At 63.2% G+C, this 18,899-nt stretch carries 14 protein-coding genes; all 14 read left to right on the top strand.

Features of this window, described 5'->3' with window-relative positions; all coding sequences use genetic code 11:
- The first annotated feature begins 10 nt into the window (after positions 1 to 10).
- The 14 genes from rseP to eno all read left to right on the top strand — a co-directional run bounded on the left by rseP (position 11) and on the right by eno (position 18,799).
- The gene (gene rseP, locus BN1188_RS09375) at positions 11 to 1,360 is read left to right on the top strand and encodes an RIP metalloprotease RseP (protein ID WP_040261130.1); all 1,350 of its coding nucleotides are present in this window, start codon (positions 11 to 13) and stop codon (positions 1,358 to 1,360) included.
- A gap of 73 nt (positions 1,361 to 1,433) precedes the next feature.
- Positions 1,434 to 3,791 (top strand): outer membrane protein assembly factor BamA, encoded by a 2,358-nt coding sequence (gene bamA / locus BN1188_RS09370; protein ID WP_040261129.1) that lies wholly within the window; start codon positions 1,434 to 1,436, stop codon positions 3,789 to 3,791.
- A gap of 46 nt (positions 3,792 to 3,837) precedes the next feature.
- Positions 3,838 to 4,341 carry an OmpH/Skp family outer membrane protein gene (locus tag BN1188_RS09365; protein ID WP_040261128.1) on the top strand — a complete coding sequence of 168 codons (504 nt, stop codon included), beginning with the start codon at positions 3,838 to 3,840 and terminating at the stop codon, positions 4,339 to 4,341.
- The gene (gene lpxD, locus BN1188_RS09360; RefSeq protein ID WP_040261127.1) at positions 4,341 to 5,399 is read left to right on the top strand and encodes a UDP-3-O-(3-hydroxymyristoyl)glucosamine N-acyltransferase; all 1,059 of its coding nucleotides are present in this window, start codon (positions 4,341 to 4,343) and stop codon (positions 5,397 to 5,399) included. Before BN1188_RS09365 ends, lpxD begins: the two co-directional genes overlap by 1 nt.
- A 123-nt stretch (positions 5,400 to 5,522) precedes the next feature.
- The gene (gene fabZ / locus BN1188_RS09355; RefSeq protein ID WP_040261126.1) at positions 5,523 to 5,963 is read left to right on the top strand and encodes a 3-hydroxyacyl-ACP dehydratase FabZ; all 441 of its coding nucleotides are present in this window, start codon (positions 5,523 to 5,525) and stop codon (positions 5,961 to 5,963) included.
- Positions 5,960 to 6,736 carry an acyl-ACP--UDP-N-acetylglucosamine O-acyltransferase gene (gene lpxA, locus BN1188_RS09350; protein ID WP_040261125.1) on the top strand — a complete coding sequence of 259 codons (777 nt, stop codon included), beginning with the start codon at positions 5,960 to 5,962 and terminating at the stop codon, positions 6,734 to 6,736. The genes fabZ and lpxA overlap by 4 nt, the downstream gene beginning before the upstream one ends.
- Positions 6,736 to 7,869, top strand: coding sequence for a lipid-A-disaccharide synthase (gene lpxB, locus BN1188_RS09345; protein ID WP_040261124.1), 1,134 nt, complete (start codon positions 6,736 to 6,738; stop codon positions 7,867 to 7,869). Before lpxA ends, lpxB begins: the two co-directional genes overlap by 1 nt.
- A gap of 13 nt (positions 7,870 to 7,882) precedes the next feature.
- Complete coding sequence (rnhB, locus tag BN1188_RS09340) at positions 7,883 to 8,527, top strand: ribonuclease HII (RefSeq protein ID WP_040261123.1); 645 nt, start codon at positions 7,883 to 7,885, stop codon at positions 8,525 to 8,527.
- A 91-nt stretch (positions 8,528 to 8,618) separates the two neighbouring features.
- The gene (gene dnaE / locus BN1188_RS09335; RefSeq protein ID WP_040261122.1) at positions 8,619 to 12,140 is read left to right on the top strand and encodes a DNA polymerase III subunit alpha; all 3,522 of its coding nucleotides are present in this window, start codon (positions 8,619 to 8,621) and stop codon (positions 12,138 to 12,140) included.
- A gap of 154 nt (positions 12,141 to 12,294) precedes the next feature.
- The gene (locus BN1188_RS09330; RefSeq protein WP_040261121.1) at positions 12,295 to 13,242 is read left to right on the top strand and encodes an acetyl-CoA carboxylase carboxyltransferase subunit alpha; all 948 of its coding nucleotides are present in this window, start codon (positions 12,295 to 12,297) and stop codon (positions 13,240 to 13,242) included.
- A 96-nt stretch (positions 13,243 to 13,338) separates the two neighbouring features.
- Positions 13,339 to 14,643 (top strand): tRNA lysidine(34) synthetase TilS, encoded by a 1,305-nt coding sequence (tilS, locus tag BN1188_RS09325; protein ID WP_040261120.1) that lies wholly within the window; start codon positions 13,339 to 13,341, stop codon positions 14,641 to 14,643.
- A gap of 295 nt (positions 14,644 to 14,938) precedes the next feature.
- Positions 14,939 to 16,567, top strand: coding sequence for a CTP synthase (locus tag BN1188_RS09320; protein ID WP_040261119.1), 1,629 nt, complete (start codon positions 14,939 to 14,941; stop codon positions 16,565 to 16,567).
- A 3-nt stretch (positions 16,568 to 16,570) separates the two neighbouring features.
- Positions 16,571 to 17,416, top strand: a complete 846-nt coding sequence (kdsA, locus tag BN1188_RS09315) for a 3-deoxy-8-phosphooctulonate synthase (protein WP_040261118.1) — start codon at positions 16,571 to 16,573, stop codon at positions 17,414 to 17,416.
- Between the two features lie 93 nt (positions 17,417 to 17,509).
- Positions 17,510 to 18,799: a phosphopyruvate hydratase gene (eno, locus tag BN1188_RS09310; protein ID WP_040261117.1), complete on the top strand. Its 1,290-nt coding sequence runs from the start codon at positions 17,510 to 17,512 to the stop codon at positions 18,797 to 18,799.
- The last annotated feature ends 100 nt before the right edge of the window (positions 18,800 to 18,899 follow it).

Below are 18,899 nucleotides of genomic sequence, written 5' to 3'. Positions count from 1 at the left end.
GGAGATACCTATGAGCGCGCTATATATGTTGGTCGGTACCCTGATTGCCCTTGGGGTATTGGTAACCTTCCATGAATTCGGGCACTTCTGGGTGGCCCGTCGCTGTGGGGTGAAAGTCCTGCGCTTCTCCGTGGGCTTCGGTACGCCACTGCTGCGCTGGTCCGACAAGCAGGGAACCGAGTATGTGGTGGCCGCGATTCCCCTTGGCGGCTACGTGAAAATGCTCGACGAGCGCGAGGCCGAGGTACCTGCCGAACAACGGGAACAGGCCTTCAACCGCAAGCCCGTGGCCCAGCGCATCGCCATCGTGGCCGCGGGGCCGATCGCCAATTTCCTGCTGGCCATCGTGTTCTTCTGGGGCCTGGCAATGTTGGGCAGCCAGCAGGTCCGTCCGGTGATCGGCGCCGTCGAATCCGGCAGCCTGGCAGCCGGCGCCGGCTTGCGCGCCGGCCAGGAGATCGTCGAGGTCGATGGCGAGCCTGTCTCGGGCTGGTCCGGCGTGAACATGGAGCTGGTACGACGCCTGGGCGAGACCGGTACCTTGCACATCCGGGTCAATGAGGAAAATGGCGGCACCAGCCTGCACGACCTTGACCTGGTCGCCTGGCTCAAGGGAAGCGAAGAGCCCGATCCGGTCCATTCCCTGGGTATTCGCCCATGGCGACCCGTGCTGGAACCGGTGCTGGCTGAAATCGAGCCCAAGGGGCCAGCCCATGCCGCCGGGCTGAAATCTGGCGATCGTTTGCTCGCCCTTGACGGGGTCGCCCTGGCCGATTGGCAGCAGGTGGTGGATGCCGTGCGTCAGCGGCCGGATCGTTCCGTGGTGTTGCAGGTCGAGCGTGACGGCAGAGCGGTGGATATCCCCGTTACCCTGGCCCGCAAAGGGGAGGGCGAGGCTGCCACCGGGTATCTCGGCGCCGGGGTTACGCCTGTTGCCTGGCCCGCGGAGATGCTGCGCGAGGTTCGCTATGGCCTGCTCGACGGCGCGGTCGAAGGCATGCGCCGCACCTGGGAGATGAGCGTCCTGACCCTTGATTCGCTGAAGAAAATGCTGTTCGGCGAGCTGTCCGTAAAAAACTTGAGCGGACCGATAACCATTGCTAAAGTGGCGGGCGCTTCGGCCCAGTCGGGCCTTGGGGATTTCCTGAATTTCCTTGCTTATCTAAGCATCAGTCTCGGGGTTCTCAATCTGCTTCCCATTCCCGTCCTGGATGGGGGGCATTTGCTGTTCTACCTGATCGAGTGGGTTCGGGGTCGCCCGGTGTCCGATCGGGTACAGGGCTGGGGGGTTCAGATCGGTATCAGTCTGGTGGTCGGCGTCATGCTGCTTGCCCTGATAAACGACCTGGGTCGGTTGTAATGAGTCGCACAATTGCGAACCTGCCGCCTATGCGGCAGTTTGTTTATTGCCTGTTGGAATAAGAAAGGACTTCATGAAACGTCTGCTGCTTACCGCGGTGCTGTCCGCACTGATGATCGCCGAAGTTCAAGCCGAGTCCTTCACCATCTCCGATATCCGAGTCAACGGCCTGCAGCGGGTGTCCGCCGGCAGCGTCTTCGGCGCCTTGCCCCTGAACGTGGGCGAACAGGCCGACGACCGCACGCTGGTGGAATCGACCCGCGCGCTGTTCAAGACCGGCTTCTTCCAGGACATTCAACTGGGGCGCGACGGTAACGTCCTGGTGATCAACGTGGTGGAGCGGCCTTCGATCGCCAGCATCGAAATCGAAGGCAACAAGGCCATCTCCAGCGACGACCTGCTCAAGGGCCTAAAGCAGTCGGGCCTGGCCGAGGGCGAGATCTTCCAGCGCGCCACCCTCGAGGGCGTGCGCAACGAGCTGCAGCGCCAGTACGTGGCCCAGGGCCGCTATTCGGCCACGGTGGACACCGAGGTGGTCACCCAGCCGCGCAACCGCGTGGGCCTGAAGATCAAGATCAACGAAGGCACGGTGGCGGCCATCCAGCACATCAACGTGGTGGGCAACACCGTGTTCCCCGAGCAGGATCTGGTCGACCTGTTCGAACTCAAGACCACCAACTGGCTGTCGTTCTTCAAGAACGACGACAAGTACGCCCGCGAGAAGCTGTCCGGCGACCTGGAGCGGCTGCGCTCCTATTACCTGGACCGCGGCTACATCAACATGGACATCGCCTCCACCCAGGTGTCCATCACCCCGGACAAGAAGCACGTCTACATCACCATCAATATCAACGAAGGTGAGAAGTACAAGGTGCGCGAGGTCAAGCTGTCCGGCGACCTGAAGGTGCCCGAGGAGCAGATCCGCGACCTGTTGCTGGTCAAGCCCGGCCAGGTGTTCTCGCGCAAGGTGATGACCTCCACCTCCGACCTGATCACCCGCCGTCTGGGCAACGAGGGCTATACCTTCGCCAACGTCAACGGCGTGCCCCAGCCCCATGACGACGACCACACCGTGGACATCACCTTCGCCGTGGACCCCGGCAAGCGTGCCTACGTGAACCGCATCAATTTCCGCGGCAACACCAAGACCGAAGACCAGGTACTGCGCCGTGAAATGCGCCAGATGGAAGGCGGCTGGGCTTCGACCTACCTGATCGACCAGTCCAAGACGCGCCTGGAGCGCCTGGGCTATTTCAAGGAAGTGAACGTGGAAACCCCGGCGGTGCCTGGCACCGACGACCAGGTGGACGTGAACTACTCGGTGGAAGAACAACCCTCCGGCTCGATCACCGCCAGTGTGGGCTTCGCCCAGAGCGCGGGCCTGATCCTGGGCGGCTCCATCAGCCAGAGCAACTTCCTGGGTACGGGTAACAAGGTCAGCATCGGCCTGACCCGCTCCGAGTACCAGACCCGCTACAACTTCAGCTTCGTCGACCCGTACTACACCCCGGATGGCGTCAGCCTTGGCTACAACGCCTTCTACCGCAAGACCGACTACGACGACCTCGACGTCGACGTGGCCAGCTACGCGGTAGACAGCCTGGGCGCGGGCATGAACTTCGGCTACCCGATCAGCGAAACGTCCCGCCTGACCTTCGGCCTGACCGTACAGAAGGACGAGATCAGCACCGGTACCTACACCGTTGGTGAAATCTACGACTTCATCGATCGCGAGGGCGACAGCTTCACCAACTTCAAGGCGTCCATCGGCTGGTCGGACTCCACCCTCAACCGGGGCACCCTGCCGACCCGTGGCCATTCCCAGAGCCTGACCCTGGAAACGACCACGCCGGGCAGCGACCTGTCGTTCTACAAGCTGGACTACCGCGGCCAGTTGTTCACGCCGTTGACCGAGAACTACACCCTGCGCTTCCATACCGAACTGGGCTATGGGGACGGTTACGGCTCCAGCGATGGGTTGCCGTTCTATGAGAACTACTACGCCGGTGGCTTCAACTCCGTTCGAGGCTTCAAGGACAGCACCCTTGGGCCGCGCAGTACCCCGGCGATCAACGACCCCGACCAGGATGACCTCGCCTTCGGTGGTAACGTGATGATCACCGGCGGCGCCGAGATCCTGTTCCCCATGCCTTTCGTGAAGGACCAGAAATCCCTGCGTACCTCCCTGTTCTGGGATGTGGGTAACGTCTTCGACTCGAAATGCCAGTATGGCTCCGGCACTGCTCAGTATCCTGTGACCACGAAAGACTGCGGCTCCATCGATTTCTCCAACATGGCGGCCTCGGTCGGCCTGGGAGTGACCTGGATCACCGCGCTCGGCCCGCTGAGCTTCAGCCTGGCGATGCCGGTGAAAAAGCCGGAAGAAGCCGAAACCCAGATCTTCCAATTCTCGCTGGGGCAGACGTTCTAAGCGTCGCGCCCCGGCCCACTCACACCGAATTCGCAGGAGTATCATCGTGCGCAAGCTGACCCAATTGGTAATCGTGGCCGCGGCCATGTTCGCGACCCCGGCATTCGCCGAAATGAAAATTGCCGTTCTGAACTATCAGATGGCCTTGCTCGAATCCGACGCGGCCAAGAAGTACGCGGTGGATGCCGAGAAGAAATTCGGCCCTCAGCTGAGCAAGCTCAAGGCCCTGGAAACCAGTGCCAAGGACATCCAGGACCGTCTCGTCAAGGGCGGCGACAAGATGCCCCAGGGCGACCGCGAGAAACTGGAACTGGACTTCAAGCAGAAAGCCCGCGACTTCCAGTTCCAGTCCAAGGAACTGAACGAAGCCAAGGCCAACGCTGACCGTGACATGCTCAAGCAGCTCAAGCCCAAGCTCGATGGTGCGGTGGAAAGCGTGATCAAGGCCGGTGGCTTCGACCTGGTGCTCGAGCGTGGTGCGGTCATCGATGTCAAGCCTCAGTACGACATCACCCGCCAGGTCATCGAGCGCATGAACCAGAGCAAGTAATGACCACCACAAGCCTCACCCTCGGCGATCTCGCCGATGCCCTGGGCGCCGACCTGGTCGGCGCTCGCGGGCACGTAATCGACGGGCTGGCCACCTTGCAGGAGGCCGGCCCTTCTCAGCTGAGCTTCCTGGCAAACCCTCAGTATCGCAAGCACCTGGCGGTCACCCGGGCAGGGGCTGTCCTGCTCAAGCGTGAAGACCTGCAAGGGTTCGAGGGCAATGCCCTGGTCGTGCCGGACCCTTATCTGGCATACGCCCGCATTTCTCATCGATTCGACCCCAAGCCCAGGGCGCCTGCGGGGGTTCATCCTTCCGCCGTGATAGCCGCGGATGCCCAGGTCGATGCCAGCGCCAGCGTTGGGCCCTTCGTGGTGGTGGAAAGCGGCGCCATCATCGGCCCGGGCGTAACCCTGGGTGCGCACTGCTTCATCGGCGCGCGCAGCGTGATCGGCGAAGGCGGTTGGCTTGCCCCGCGGGTTACCCTGTACCACGACGTGCGCGTGGGCAAGCGGGTAGTGATCCAGTCCGGCGCGGTGCTGGGCGGCGAGGGCTTCGGCTTTGCCAACGAGAAGGGCGTGTGGCAGAAGATCGCCCAGGTCGGCGGCGTCACGGTGGGCGATGACGTCGAGATCGGTGTGAATACCGCCATTGACCGGGGCGCGCTGGCCGATACCCTGATCGGCAACGGCGTGAAGCTGGACAACCAGATTCAGATCGCCCATAACGTGCAGGTCGGCGACCATACGGCCATGGCCGCATGCGTGGGGATATCCGGAAGCAGCAAGATCGGCAGGCATTGCATGCTTGCTGGCGGGGTCGGCCTGGTAGGCCATATCGAGCTGTGCGACAACGTTTTCGTAACGGGCATGACCATGGTCACGCGCTCCATTACCGAGCCCGGGGCCTATTCGTCCGGCACGGCGATGCAGCCAGCGGCGGAGTGGCGCAAGAGCGCGGCGCGCATTCGCCAGCTCGATGACATGTACCGCCGCCTCGCCCAGGCAGAAAAACGGATCGAAGCGGTGACCCAGGGCCCGGACGGGTCATCAGATGGCTGACCCCTATTCATCATCGGCCGCGCGCCGCTGCTAAGCCGCGCTGCCGAAAAAAGGCGTGCCGCACGTGGGCGCCCCCGTTACCCGTGCGCGCCCCCTCTCTTCCATACAGGCTTTTTCCCCGACATGATGGACATCAACGAGATTCGCGAATACCTGCCCCACCGCTACCCTTTCCTGTTGGTGGACCGTGTGGTGGAACTGGACGTCGAGAGCCAGCGCATTCGCGCCTACAAGAATGTCAGCATCAATGAACCTTTCTTCAATGGTCATTTTCCGGCGCACCCCATCATGCCCGGTGTCCTGATCATCGAAGCCATGGCCCAGGCGGCCGGTATCCTCGGTTTCAAGATGCTGGACGTCAAGCCGGCTGACGGCACCCTGTATTACTTCGTAGGTTCGGACAAGCTGCGTTTCCGGCAGCCGGTCACCCCCGGCGACCAGCTGATCCTCGAGGCCCGCTTCATCAGCTGCAAGCGACAGATCTGGAAATTCGATTGCCAGGCGTCGGTCGATGGCAAGCCTGTCTGTTCAGCCGAAATCATCTGCGCGGAACGCAAGCTATGAGTTTGATCGACCCTCGTGCAATCATCGACCCTTCGGCGGTAATCGCCGAGGGCGTCGAGGTGGGCCCGTGGTCGATCGTCGGCGCAGGGGTAGAGATTGGCGAAGGCACGGTGATCGGGCCGCATGTTGTGTTGCGCGGGCCCACTCGCATCGGCAAGCACAACCGTATCTACCAGTTCTCGTCAATCGGCGAGGACACGCCAGACCTCAAGTACAAGGGTGAAGCCACCCGCCTGGTGATCGGCGACCACAACACCATCCGCGAGGGGGTGACCATCCACCGTGGCACTATCCAGGACAGGTCCGAGACGACCATCGGCGATCATAACCTGATCATGGCCTATGCCCATGTGGGGCACGACAGTGTCATCGGCAACCATTGCATCCTGGTGAACAATACTGCCCTGGCCGGGCATGTGCACGTGGGCGACTGGGCGATACTGTCCGGTTATACCCTGGTCCACCAGTACTGCCATATCGGCAGCCACAGCTTCTCGGGCATGGGTACTGCCATTGGCAAGGACGTGCCGGCGTTCGTCACGGTTTTCGGCAACCCGGCCGAAGCCCGCGGCATGAATTTCGAAGGCATGCGCCGCCGAGGATTCAGCGACGCTACCATCCATGCCCTGCGCAACGCCTACAAGGTGGTCTATCGCCAAGGGCTGACCATTGACCAGGCGCTCTCCCGGCTGGAAGACGCAGTCAAGGAGTGCGCCGAAGTGGGCCTGTTCGTCGACTCCATTCGCGACGCCACTCGTGGTATCACGCGCTGATGGCAACACCGGTACGCTGCATCGCCCTGGTTGCTGGCGAAGCCAGTGGTGACATTCTCGGCGCGGGTCTGATGCGTGCGCTCAAGGCCCGCGAGCCTGGTGTGCGTTTCATCGGTGTGGGCGGCCCACTGATGGAAGCCGAAGGCCTGCGCTCTTATTTTCCCATGGAGCGCCTCGCGGTCATGGGTCTGGTGGAAGTCTTGGGGCGCCTGCGCGAACTGCTGGGCCGGCGCAAACTGTTGATCGAAACCCTGCTCGAAGCGCGACCGGATGTGTTCATCGGTATCGACGCACCCGACTTCACTTTGGCAATCGAAGCCCGCTTGCACAATGCCGGTATCAAGGCGGTGCATTACGTCAGCCCGTCGGTATGGGCGTGGCGCCAGAAACGGGTCTTGAAGATCCGGGAAGGCTGTGACCTGATGCTCACGCTCTTTCCCTTCGAGGCGCGCTTCTATGAGGAACAGGGCGTGCCAGTACGTTTCGTCGGGCATTCGCTGGCCGACCAGATTCCGTTGCAGGCCGATCGCGAGCAAGCCCGGCGGGCGTTGGGGCTGGCCGTCGAAGGGCCGCTGGTGGCCTTGATGCCTGGCAGCCGCGGCGGTGAAGTGCGGCGCCTGGGCGGATTGTTCTTCGAAACGGCCAAGCGCCTGTTGCAAGCGAGACCCGGCTTGCACTTCGTCCTGCCCTGTGCCAGCCCGGAGCGCCGGAGCCAGCTCGAAGCCTTGCTGGCCGAGCACTCGCTACCTGTAACCTTGCTGGACGGCCAGTCACACCAGGCGCTTGCCGCTTGCGACGCGGTACTCATCGCTTCCGGCACCGCTACCCTGGAGGCCTTGCTCTACAAGCGACCGATGGTTGTCGCCTATCGCCTCGCGCCGTTGACCTGGTGGATGCTCAAACGTATGGTCAAGAGCCCGTATGTTTCCTTGCCCAACCTCCTGGCTCAGCGCAAGCTGGTACCGGAGCTGTTGCAGGATGCGGCGACGCCCGAGACCCTGGCCGCAAACTTGCTGCCCCTGCTGGACAATCCGGCCGAGCAGACCGCGGGCTTCGATGCGATTCACCGGACGCTGCGTCAGGATGCCTCCAACCAGGCGGCCGACGCGGTGTTGCAATTGTTGGCACGTTGACCGGAACAGCCTGATGCAACCTACTCAACTACAGATGGGCCTTGATTACACCCTGGTCGAGGAGCTGGTCGCCGGTGTCGATGAGGTCGGTCGCGGGCCACTATGTGGCGCCGTGGTTACCGCGGCGGTCATTCTCGACCCGGCGCGTCCCATCCTGGGCCTGAACGATTCGAAAAAGTTGACCGAGGCGCGCCGGGAAGCCCTTTACGACGAGATCTGTGAAAAGGCCCTGAGCTGGTGTATCGCCCGGGCCGAAGTGGATGAGATCGACTCCCTGAATATTCTTCACGCCACCATGCTGGCGATGCAGCGGGCCGTGGCGGGGCTGCATGTCACCCCACGTCTGGCGTTGATCGATGGCAATCGCTGCCCGGCCCTGGCCGTGCCCAGCGCCGCCGTGGTTCAGGGGGACGCCAAGGTGCCGGCCATCGCCGCGGCCTCGATCCTGGCCAAGGTCAGCCGTGATCGGGAGATGACCGCCTTCGAGCTCATCTATCCCGGTTATGGGCTGGGCAGCCACAAGGGATATGCCACCCCTGTCCACCTCGAAGCCCTTGCCCGGCTGGGCCCGACCCCCATCCACCGTCGCTCCTTCGCCCCGGTGCGCGCGGCCTTCGAGGCCCGTGATCCAGGCCTGGCGGAATTCGCCGAAGCCTGAGGCAGCCCAGCGGCAGCCCTGGATCATGCAATCAGGGCCGGCCATGGGTACAATCTCTCCCTTCGTTTCAGCAACAGTCACGAGCACGCCCATGTCGGTTTCATTCGTTCACCTGCGCCTGCACACCGAGTATTCCCTGGTAGACGGGCTCGTTCGGATAAAACCCTTGGTCAAGGCCCTGGGGGGCATGAACATGCCCGCCGTGGCGGTCACTGACCAGAGCAACATGTGCGCCCTGGTGAAGTTCTACAAGGCGGCCATGGGCGCGGGGATCAAGCCCATCTGTGGCGCGGACCTCTGGCTGGCCGGCGAGGCCGGGGATGACAGCCTGAGCCGGATCACCTTGCTGGCCATGGACGCCCACGGCTATCGCAATATCACCGAGCTGATTTCCCGTGGCTACATCGAAGGCCAGCGCAACGGGCTGATCATCATCGAGCGCGAGTGGATCGCCGAGGCCAGCGACGGGGTGATCGCCTTGTCTGGCGCCAAGGAAGGTGAAATCGGCCAGGCGTTGCTGGGCAGCGATCCGGCCCAGGCGGAAAAGGCACTGCGCTACTGGCTGGAGGTGTTCCCGGATCGCTTCTATGTGGAAGTGCAGCGGACCAACCGCCCGGGCGACGAAGACTACCTGCACGCCGCGGTGGCGCTGGCCGACCGGCTGGGCGCGCCCCTGGTGGCCACCAACGATGTTCGTTTCCTCAAGGCCGAAGACTTCGAGGCCCATGAAACCCGGGTCTGCATCGGTGAAGGTCGCGCTCTGGACGACCCCCGCCGGTCTCGCAACTACAGCGATCAGCAATACCTGAAAAGCCCGGAAGAAATGGCCGAGCTGTTCAGCGATCTCCCCGATGCGTTACGCAACACCGTGGAAATCGCCCGGCGGTGCAACATCGAGGTGAAACTGGGCAAGCACTTCCTGCCTGACTATCCGATTCCCGATGGCATGACCATCGACGAATACTTCCGCAAGGTGTCGTTCGACGGCCTGGAGGAGCGTCTGGCCGTGTTGCTGCCCAAGGACACACCTGATTACGAAGCCCGACGCCAGGTCTACGTGGACCGACTCAACTTCGAGCTGGATATCATCATCCAGATGGGGTTCCCCGGCTATTTCCTGATCGTGATGGACTTCATCCAGTGGGCCAAGAGCAACGGCGTGCCGGTCGGCCCTGGCCGGGGGTCGGGCGCGGGTTCCTTGGTGGCCTATGTGCAGAAGATCACCGACCTGGACCCCCTCGAATACGACCTGCTGTTCGAGCGCTTCCTCAACCCGGAGCGGGTATCCATGCCCGACTTCGACGTCGACTTCTGCATGGACGGGCGAGACCGGGTCATCGACTACGTGGCTGACAAGTACGGGCGCAATGCGGTCAGCCAGATCATCACCTTCGGTTCCATGGCCGCCAAGGCAGTGGTGCGCGACGTGGCGCGGGTACAGGGCAAATCCTATGGGCTGGCCGACCGCCTGTCCAAGATGATCCCGTTCGAAGTCGGCATGACCCTGGAGAAAGCCTTCGAACAGGAGGAGATGCTGCGTGACTTCCTTGCCAGCGACGAGGAGGCGGCGGAAATCTGGGCCATGGCGCTCAAGCTCGAGGGCATCACGCGCAACGTAGGCAAGCACGCCGGCGGCGTGGTGATCGCCCCGACCAAGCTGACCGACTTCGCGCCCATCTACTGCGATGAGGCGGGTGATGGCCTGGTGACCCAGTTCGACAAGGACGACGTGGAAGCAGCCGGCCTGGTCAAGTTCGACTTCCTCGGCCTGCGCACCCTGACCATCATCGACTGGGCCCTGCGCACCATCAACCGCGACCGCGCCAAGACGGGCGAAGAGCCGCTGGACATCGCCTTCATTCCCCTGGACGACAAGCCCACCTACAACCTGCTGCAGAAAGCCGAAACCACCGCGGTTTTCCAGCTTGAATCCCGCGGCATGAAGGAGCTGATCAAGAAGCTCAAGCCCGACTGCCTGGAAGACCTGATCGCACTGGTAGCGCTGTTCCGTCCGGGGCCGCTGCAGTCCGGGATGGTTGACGACTTCATCAACCGCAAGCATGGCCGCGCCGAGCTGGCCTATCCACACCCCGATTATCAGTACGACGGCCTCAAGCCGGTGCTGGCCCCTACCTATGGCATCATCCTGTACCAGGAACAGGTCATGCAGATCGCCCAGGTCATGGCCGGCTACACCCTTGGCGGCGCGGACATGCTGCGGCGCGCCATGGGCAAGAAGAAGCCGGAGGAAATGGCCAAGCAGCGCGGCGGCTTCATCGAGGGCTGCGCCAAGAACGGCATCGAGGCGGACCTGGCGGGCAACATCTTCGACCTGGTGGAAAAGTTCGCCGGCTACGGCTTCAACAAATCCCACTCGGCCGCCTATGGTCTGGTGTCCTACCAGACCGCCTGGCTCAAGGCGCATTACCCCGCGCCCTTCATGGCAGCGGTACTTTCGGCGGACATGCACAACACCGACAAGGTGGTGACGCTGATCGAGGAAGTGCGCAGCATGAAGCTGCGCCTGGATGCGCCGGACGTCAACAGCTCCGAGTTCAAGTTCACTGTCAATGACGATGGGCGCATCGTCTATGGCCTGGGTGCGATCAAGGGAGTCGGTGAAGGGCCGGTGGAGGCCATCGTCGAGTCACGTGCGGCCGGCGGCGCCTTCAGGGATCTGTTCGATTTCTGTGCCCGGGTAGACCTCAAGCGCATCAACAAGCGCACCCTGGACGCCCTGGTGCGCAGCGGAGCGCTGGACCGCCTCGGCCCGCATTTCCATGACGAACCCAAGGCCTACCAGGCGAACATCGATCGCAACCGCGCGGTGCTGCTGGCGGCCATGGATGAGGCGATCAAATCGGCCGAACAGGATGCCCGTACCCAGGATAGCGGCCATGTGGACCTTTTCGGCGGCGTGTTCGGCGACGCCGAGGCCGACGTCTACGCCAATCACCTCAAGGCGCGCCCGTTGTCCTTGAAGGAGCGCCTCAAGGGCGAGAAGGACACTCTGGGCCTGTACCTCACCGGCCACCCCATCGATGAATACGAAACGGAAATCCGCCGTTTCGCCCGCCAGCGGATCATCGACCTCAAGCCTGCCCGGGATACCCAGACCATCGCTGGCATGGTGGTGGCACTGCGCGTGATGAAGAACAAGAAAGGCGACAAGATGGGCTTCATCACCCTGGATGACCGTTCCGGGCGGATCGAGGCCTCGCTGTTCGCCGACGCCTTTCACAGCGCCCAGGCTCTGCTGCAGACCGATACGGTGGTAGTGGTGGAAGGGGAGGTGAGCAACGATGATTTCTCCGGCGGGCTGCGCCTGCGGGTCAAGCGCGTCCTGAGCATGGAGGACGCGCGCACCCAGCTGGCCGAAAGCCTGCGTATCAGGGTGGACATCCAGGCCCTGGGCGGCGACCGCATCAATTGGCTGGGTACCTTGCTTGGCAAGCACCGGGGCGCTTGCCCGGTAACCCTGGACTACAGCTCCAGCGAGGCCCGCGCTTTGCTACAGTTCGGCGAGGCCTGGCGCATCGATCCGGCCGACAGCCTCATCCAGGCCCTGCGTGACCAGTTCGGACGCGAGAACGTCTTCCTGAATTATCGTTGAGCCGGGGGGCGTGCGGCCCTGTCCGGCGAAGGTCCGGGCCACCGCGCCGCGGACGCATTGTTTTTTACATCTCGACCTCAAGGCGCCACTTCCGTATGGTATGGCGCCAAACGGATCAACCGGCCGCCTGGCCGTCGACCCTAGACGGAAGCCTATGAACCCGAATTTCCTCGACTTCGAACAGCCCATCGCTGACCTGCAAGCCAAGATCGAAGAACTGCGCCTTGTCGGCAACGACAACTCGCTCAACATCAGTGATGAGATCTCTCGCCTTCAGGAAAAGAGCAGCACGCTGACCGAGAGCATTTTCGGCAACCTGACCAGCTGGCAGATCGCGCGCCTGGCGCGTCATCCGCGCCGCCCCTATACCCTGGACTACATCCCGCAGATCTTCACCGAGTTCGAAGAGTTGCACGGGGATCGTCACTTCGCCGACGATGCCGCCATCGTTGGCGGTACCGCGCGCCTCGAAGGGCAGCCGGTCATGGTCATCGGCCATCAGAAGGGTCGGGAAGTCCGCGAAAAGGTACGCCGCAACTTTGGCATGCCCCGCCCCGAAGGTTACCGCAAGGCCTGCCGGCTGATGGAAATGGCCGAGCGGTTCAAGATGCCGATCCTGACCTTTATCGACACCCCCGGCGCCTATCCGGGGATCGACGCCGAAGAACGCAACCAGAGCGAGGCCATCGCCTGGAACCTGCGCGTCATGGCCCGGCTGAAAACCCCGATCATCGCCACTGTCATCGGTGAAGGCGGTTCGGGCGGTGCCTTGGCCATCGGTGTCTGCGACCAGCTGAACATGCTGCAGTATTCCACCTATTCGGTGATCTCGCCGGAAGGCTGCGCTTCGATCCTCTGGAAAACGGCCGACAAGGCACCTGATGCCGCCGAGGCCATGGGGATCACCGCCGAGCGCCTCAAGGGCCTTGGCATCGTGGACAAGGTCATCGATGAGCCCCTGGGCGGCGCCCACCGGGACCTGGCCAAGGCCTCGCAGACCCTGCGCACGTCGCTGCTGGAGCAACTGGACATGCTCAAGGGCTTCGACATGCCGGCCCTGCTTGATCGCCGCTACCAGCGCCTGATGAGCTACGGCGTCTAACCTTTCGTAGGCGCCGGCGTCAGCTGGGGAACAGGCCTGGGTGTCTCCTGCAATCGCCAGCTTCGCTGGCTCCCACAGGGGTTCCGTTGCGCTGTCATGAGCCTTCACGATCATCTCCTGCACTCCCTTGAGCCCTGGCGCCACGCGCCGGGCTGGGTGATCGCGCTTTCCGGCGGGCTCGACTCAAGCGTGCTGCTTCATGGCCTGGCCATGCTGGCCAGGACCTACACCCTTCCTCCCTTGCGCGCCGTGCACGTGGCCCATGGGCTGCAAACCGCGGCGGCGGCCTGGCCCAGCCACTGCGCGCAGCTGTGCCGAGACCTGCAAGTGCCGTATCAGGCGCTATCGGTAAAGGTCATGGCTGGCCCGAGCCTGGAGCAGGCAGCACGCGAGGCACGCTATCAGGCACTGGCCGCGCAATTGGCGCCGGGTGAGGTGCTGCTCACAGCGCAGCACCGTGGCGACCAGGCCGAGACCCTGCTACTGCGCCTGTTGCGGGGGGCCGGGGTGCGGGGCGCCGCGGCCATGGCGAAGGCTCGGCCCTTGGGCCAGGGAACCCTGGCGCGCCCGCTGCTGGACCTGAACCGTGAGGCCCTGCTGGCCTATGCCCAGGCCGTAGGCCTGACGTGGGTGGATGATCCGTCCAACGCTGATCGGACCTTCGACCGCAATTACCTGCGCCATGAGGTGATTCCACGCCTGCGGCAACGCTGGCCTGGCGCCGTGGCGAACCTGGCCCGCAGCGCCAGTCATTTCGCCGAAGGGTTGGCCTTGCTCGAAGAGTTGGCCAGGCAGGACCTGCGCTTGGCGGAGCAGGGGGCGCCTTTTCCCTGGCTGGGGCTGCCCTCATTGGCACTAGCGCCCCTGCGTGAGCTGAGCCAGGCGCGTCAGCGCAATGCGTTGCAGGCTTGGCTCGCGACGCGCACCCGGCTGCCGGATACCGCCCACTGGGCCGGCTGGGAAGCCCTGCGCGATGCTGGCCAGGCCGCGACCCCCATCTGGCGCTTGGCCGATGGCACGCTCTGCCGCGCGCAAGACCGCGCCTGGTGGCTCAGCGGACCCTGGCTGGCCCAGCCGCCAGCTCCTGCGCGCTGGACGGATTTGGCAACGCCCTTGGCGCTGCCTGGCAATGGTGAGCTGCGCTGGGTAGGGCAGATACCTGAAGGGCAGGTCGAGGTTCGTTATCGCCAGGGTGGGGAAAGCGTCCTGATACCTGGGCGTGGCCGCCGTGATCTCAAGCGGTTGCTCAATGAGGCCGGGCTGCCGACCTTCGTGCGTGCGCGCCTGCCGCTGCTCTGGCTCAACGGTGAATTGGTGGCCGTGGCCAACCTCGATGGGGCGGGGAAGAGGCTGGGCGAACTGCGCTGGCGACCACCGACGAACGACCGGTGTTTGAGATGAAAGGCGCTTTCCGGTAGACTACCCTCCCTTCTTGATACAGCTTCTGCGGGTGGTAGAACCGCCGGAGCTGCCGATGACCAAGCACTTTCTGCTGGGCGATGCTTGAAATGCGTAGCGAGTCAAACGCCGGTGGGCTTCACCGGTACGAACGAACGCGGCCGATTTTCGAACGATGCTTGGTGGATATCGCTGGTCATTGGGGTCTTCGTGGGCGCAACGCTGTTCCCCGCGGCAGGCCTTCCTTCGCTTTCCCCGGCGGCTCCGACCGCTTTAACGCAGACTTCTAGGGTTTTTCATGACGCGTTACATCTTCGTCACGGGCGGTGTTGTTTCTTCATTGGGGAAAGGCATCGCCTCGGCTTCATTGGCGGCCATCCTGGAGGCGCGGGGGCTGAAGGTCACCATGCTCAAGCTGGATCCGTACATCAACGTCGATCCCGGCACCATGAGCCCGTTCCAGCACGGCGAGGTTTTCGTCACTCACGACGGCGCCGAGACCGACCTGGACCTGGGGCACTACGAGCGCTTCATCCGCACCACCATGACCCAGAACAACAACTTCACTACCGGGCGCGTCTACGAGCACGTGCTGCGCAAGGAGCGACGGGGTGACTACCTGGGCGCCACCATCCAGGTGATCCCGCATATCACCGACGAGATCAAGCGCCGCATCATCAAGGGCGCCGGGGATGCCGACGTAGCCCTGGTGGAGATCGGCGGTACCGTGGGCGACATCGAGTCCCAGCCGTTCCTGGAGGCGATCCGCCAGTTGCGTGTGGAAGTGGGCGCCCGCCGCGCCATGCTGATGCACCTGACCCTGGTGCCGTACATCGCCACCGCCGGCGAGACCAAGACCAAGCCTACCCAGCACTCGGTCAAGGAGCTGCGCTCCATCGGCCTGCAGCCCGACGTACTCATCTGCCGCTCCGACCATCCGGTGGATGCCTCGTCCCGTCGCAAGATCGCCCTGTTCACCAACGTGGAAGAGCGTGCGGTCATTTCCCTGGAAGACGTGGACACCATCTACAAGATCCCGGGCGTACTGCATGCCCAGGGCCTGGATGATTTCGTGGTCGAGCGCTTCGGCCTGCAGTGCGGCGGTGCCGACCTGTCCGAATGGGACAAGGTGATCGACGCCAAGCTCAACCCCGAGCATGAAGTGACCATCGCCATGGTCGGCAAGTACATGGAGCTGCTCGACGCCTACAAGTCGCTGATCGAGGCCATGAGCCACGCCGGCATCCAGAACCGGACCCGGGTGAACCTGCGCTACATCGATTCCGAAGACATCGAGAACCAGGGCACCGGCCTGCTCGAGGGCGTGGACGCCATCCTGGTACCTGGCGGCTTCGGCCTGCGTGGCGTGGAAGGCAAGATCCGCGCGGTGCAGTTCGCCCGTGAGAACAAGGTTCCCTACCTGGGCATCTGCCTGGGCATGCAGGTGGCGGTCATCGAATTCGCCCGTAACGTGCTGGGTTGGAGCGACGCGAACTCAACGGAATTCGAGCGCAACAGCGGCCACCCGGTCGTGGGCCTGATCACCGAATGGGCTGACGCCACCGGCGCCGTGGAAACCCGTACCGAAGCTTCCGATCTGGGCGGCACCATGCGCCTGGGCGCCCAGGAATGCCTGCTCGAGCCGGGCTCTCGCGTGCACGCCTGCTATGGCAAGGACGTGATCGTGGAGCGCCATCGTCACCGCTATGAAGTGAACAACAACCTGCTGCCGCAGCTGATAGACGCGGGCCTGGTCATTTCCGGCCGCTCCGGGGACGGCGCCCTGGTGGAAGTGGTCGAGGGCCAGGATCACCCCTGGTTCGTGGCCTGTCAGTTCCACCCGGAATTCACCTCCACGCCTCGCGACGGCCACCCGCTGTTCAGCGGCTTCGTCAAGGCGGCATTGGCACAGCGGAACAAGGACTGAACCATGGCACAGAAGATCATTCGCGTCGGCAACCTGGAGTTGGCCAACGACAAGCCCATGGCGCTGTTCGGCGGCATGAACGTCCTGGAATCCCGCGACCTGGCCATGAAGGTATGCGAAGAATACGTGAGGGTCACCGACAAGCTCGGCATTCCCTACGTGTTCAAGGCCAGCTTCGACAAGGCCAACCGCTCCTCGGTGAATTCCTACCGTGGTCCGGGCATGGAGGAGGGGCTGCGGATCTTCGAGGAGATCAAGCGCACCTTCAACGTACCGGTGATCACCGACGTGCATGAGCCGCACCAGGCCGCGCCGGTGGCCGAAGTCTGCGACATCATCCAGCTGCCGGCCTTCCTGTCCCGGCAGACCGACCTGGTGGTGGCCATGGCGCGCACCGGCGCGGTGATCAATATCAAGAAGGCGCAGTTCCTGGCACCCCAGGAAATGAAGCACATCCTGACCAAGTGCGAAGAAGCCGGGAACGACCGGCTGGTACTGTGCGAGCGCGGTTCCAGTTTCGGTTACAACAACCTGGTGGTGGACATGCTCGGCTTCGGCATCATGAAGCAGTTCGAGTATCCGGTGTTCTTCGACGTCACCCATTCGCTGCAAATGCCCGGCGGACGTGCCGATTCGGCCGGTGGCCGCCGCGCGCAGGTCACCGACCTGGCCAAGGCCGGCATCAGCCAGGGCCTGGCCGGCCTGTTCCTGGAAGCCCATCCGGACCCAGACAACGCCAAGTGCGACGGGCCGTGCGCCCTGCGCCTGGACAAGCTCGAGCCTTTCCTTGCCCAACTCAAGGCACTCGATGAACTGGTCAAGGGTTTTCCGATCATAGAGACCGCTTGATCGCGGTTTAGAGGGTCAGCACCGGTTTTTTCAATGGCCCCGCACCGATGACAGGAGTCGCGGGGAGTCGTCCACTCTGGAGTGTTTATAACAATGGCAAAGATCGTCGACATCAAAGGTCGTGAGGTTCTGGACTCCCGTGGCAACCCGACCGTGGAAGCCGACGTGCTTCTGGACAACGGTATCATCGGTCGTGCCTGCGCGCCGTCCGGTGCCTCCACCGGCTCGCGCGAGGCACTGGAATTGCGCGATGGCGACAAGAGCCGTTACCTGGGCAAGGGTGTGCTCAAGGCGGTGGCCAATATCAACGGGCCGATCCGCGATGCGCTGCTGGGCAAGGACCCGGCTGACCAGAAGGCCCTCGATCGCACCATGATCGACCTCGACGGTACCGAGAACAAGGCCAACCTGGGCGCCAACGCCATCCTGGCTGTCTCCCTGGCCGCCGCCAAGGCTGCCGCCGAAGACCAGGACCTGCCGCTCTTCGCACACATCGCCAACCTCAATGGCACTCCAGGCGTCTACTCGATGCCCGTCCCGATGATGAACATCATCAACGGCGGCGAGCATGCGGACAACAACGTAGACATCCAGGAGTTCATGGTCCAGCCGGTAGGCGCCAAGAGCTTCGCCGACGCGCTGCGCATGGGTGCCGAGATCTTCCATCACCTCAAGGCCGTGCTCAAGGCCAAGGGCCTGAACACCGCGGTGGGTGACGAAGGTGGTTTCGCCCCGAACCTGGGCTCCAATGCCGAGGCGCTGTCGGCCATTGCCGAAGCCGTGAAGAACGCTGGCTACACCCTTGGCGACGACGTCACCCTGGCCCTGGACTGCGCGTCGAGCGAGTTCTACAAGGATGGCAAGTATGATCTGGCTGGCGAAGGCAAGGTTTTCGACGCCGCTGGCTTCGCTGACTACCTGGCCGGGCTGAGCGAGCAGTTCCCGATCATTTCCATCGAAGACGGCATGGATGAGTCTGACTGGGCGGGTTGGAAAACCCTTACCGAGAAGATCGGCGACAAGGTGCAGCTGGTCGGTGACGACCTGTTCGTTACCAATACGAAGATCCTCAAGGAAGGCATCGACAAGAAGATTGGTAATTCCATCCTGATCAAGTTCAACCAGATCGGCAGCCTGACCGAGACCCTGGAAGCCATCCAGATGGCCAAGGCCGCTGGCTACACCGCGGTGATCTCGCATCGCTCCGGTGAAACGGAGGATGCCACCATTGCTGACCTGGCAGTGGGCACCGCCGCTGGACAGATCAAGACCGGCTCGCTTTGCCGCTCTGACCGGGTATCGAAATACAACCAACTGCTGCGCATCGAAGAGCAACTCGGCGAACGCGCGCCTTACCGTGGTCGGGCCGAGTTTCGCGGCTGACCAGGAAGTGGTAAAAAGGCGGCAGGGAAGGGGAAGCCCGGCCACTGCCGTCTTCATGGCTTCCCGGTTTGGATACACCTGAACCCATCCGAGGCGCCAC

The sequence above is a fragment of the Pseudomonas massiliensis genome (assembly GCF_000826105.1).
GTDB lineage: Bacteria > Pseudomonadota > Gammaproteobacteria > Pseudomonadales > Pseudomonadaceae > Aquipseudomonas > Aquipseudomonas massiliensis.
This window is presented reverse-complemented; position numbering and strand designations above follow the sequence as displayed.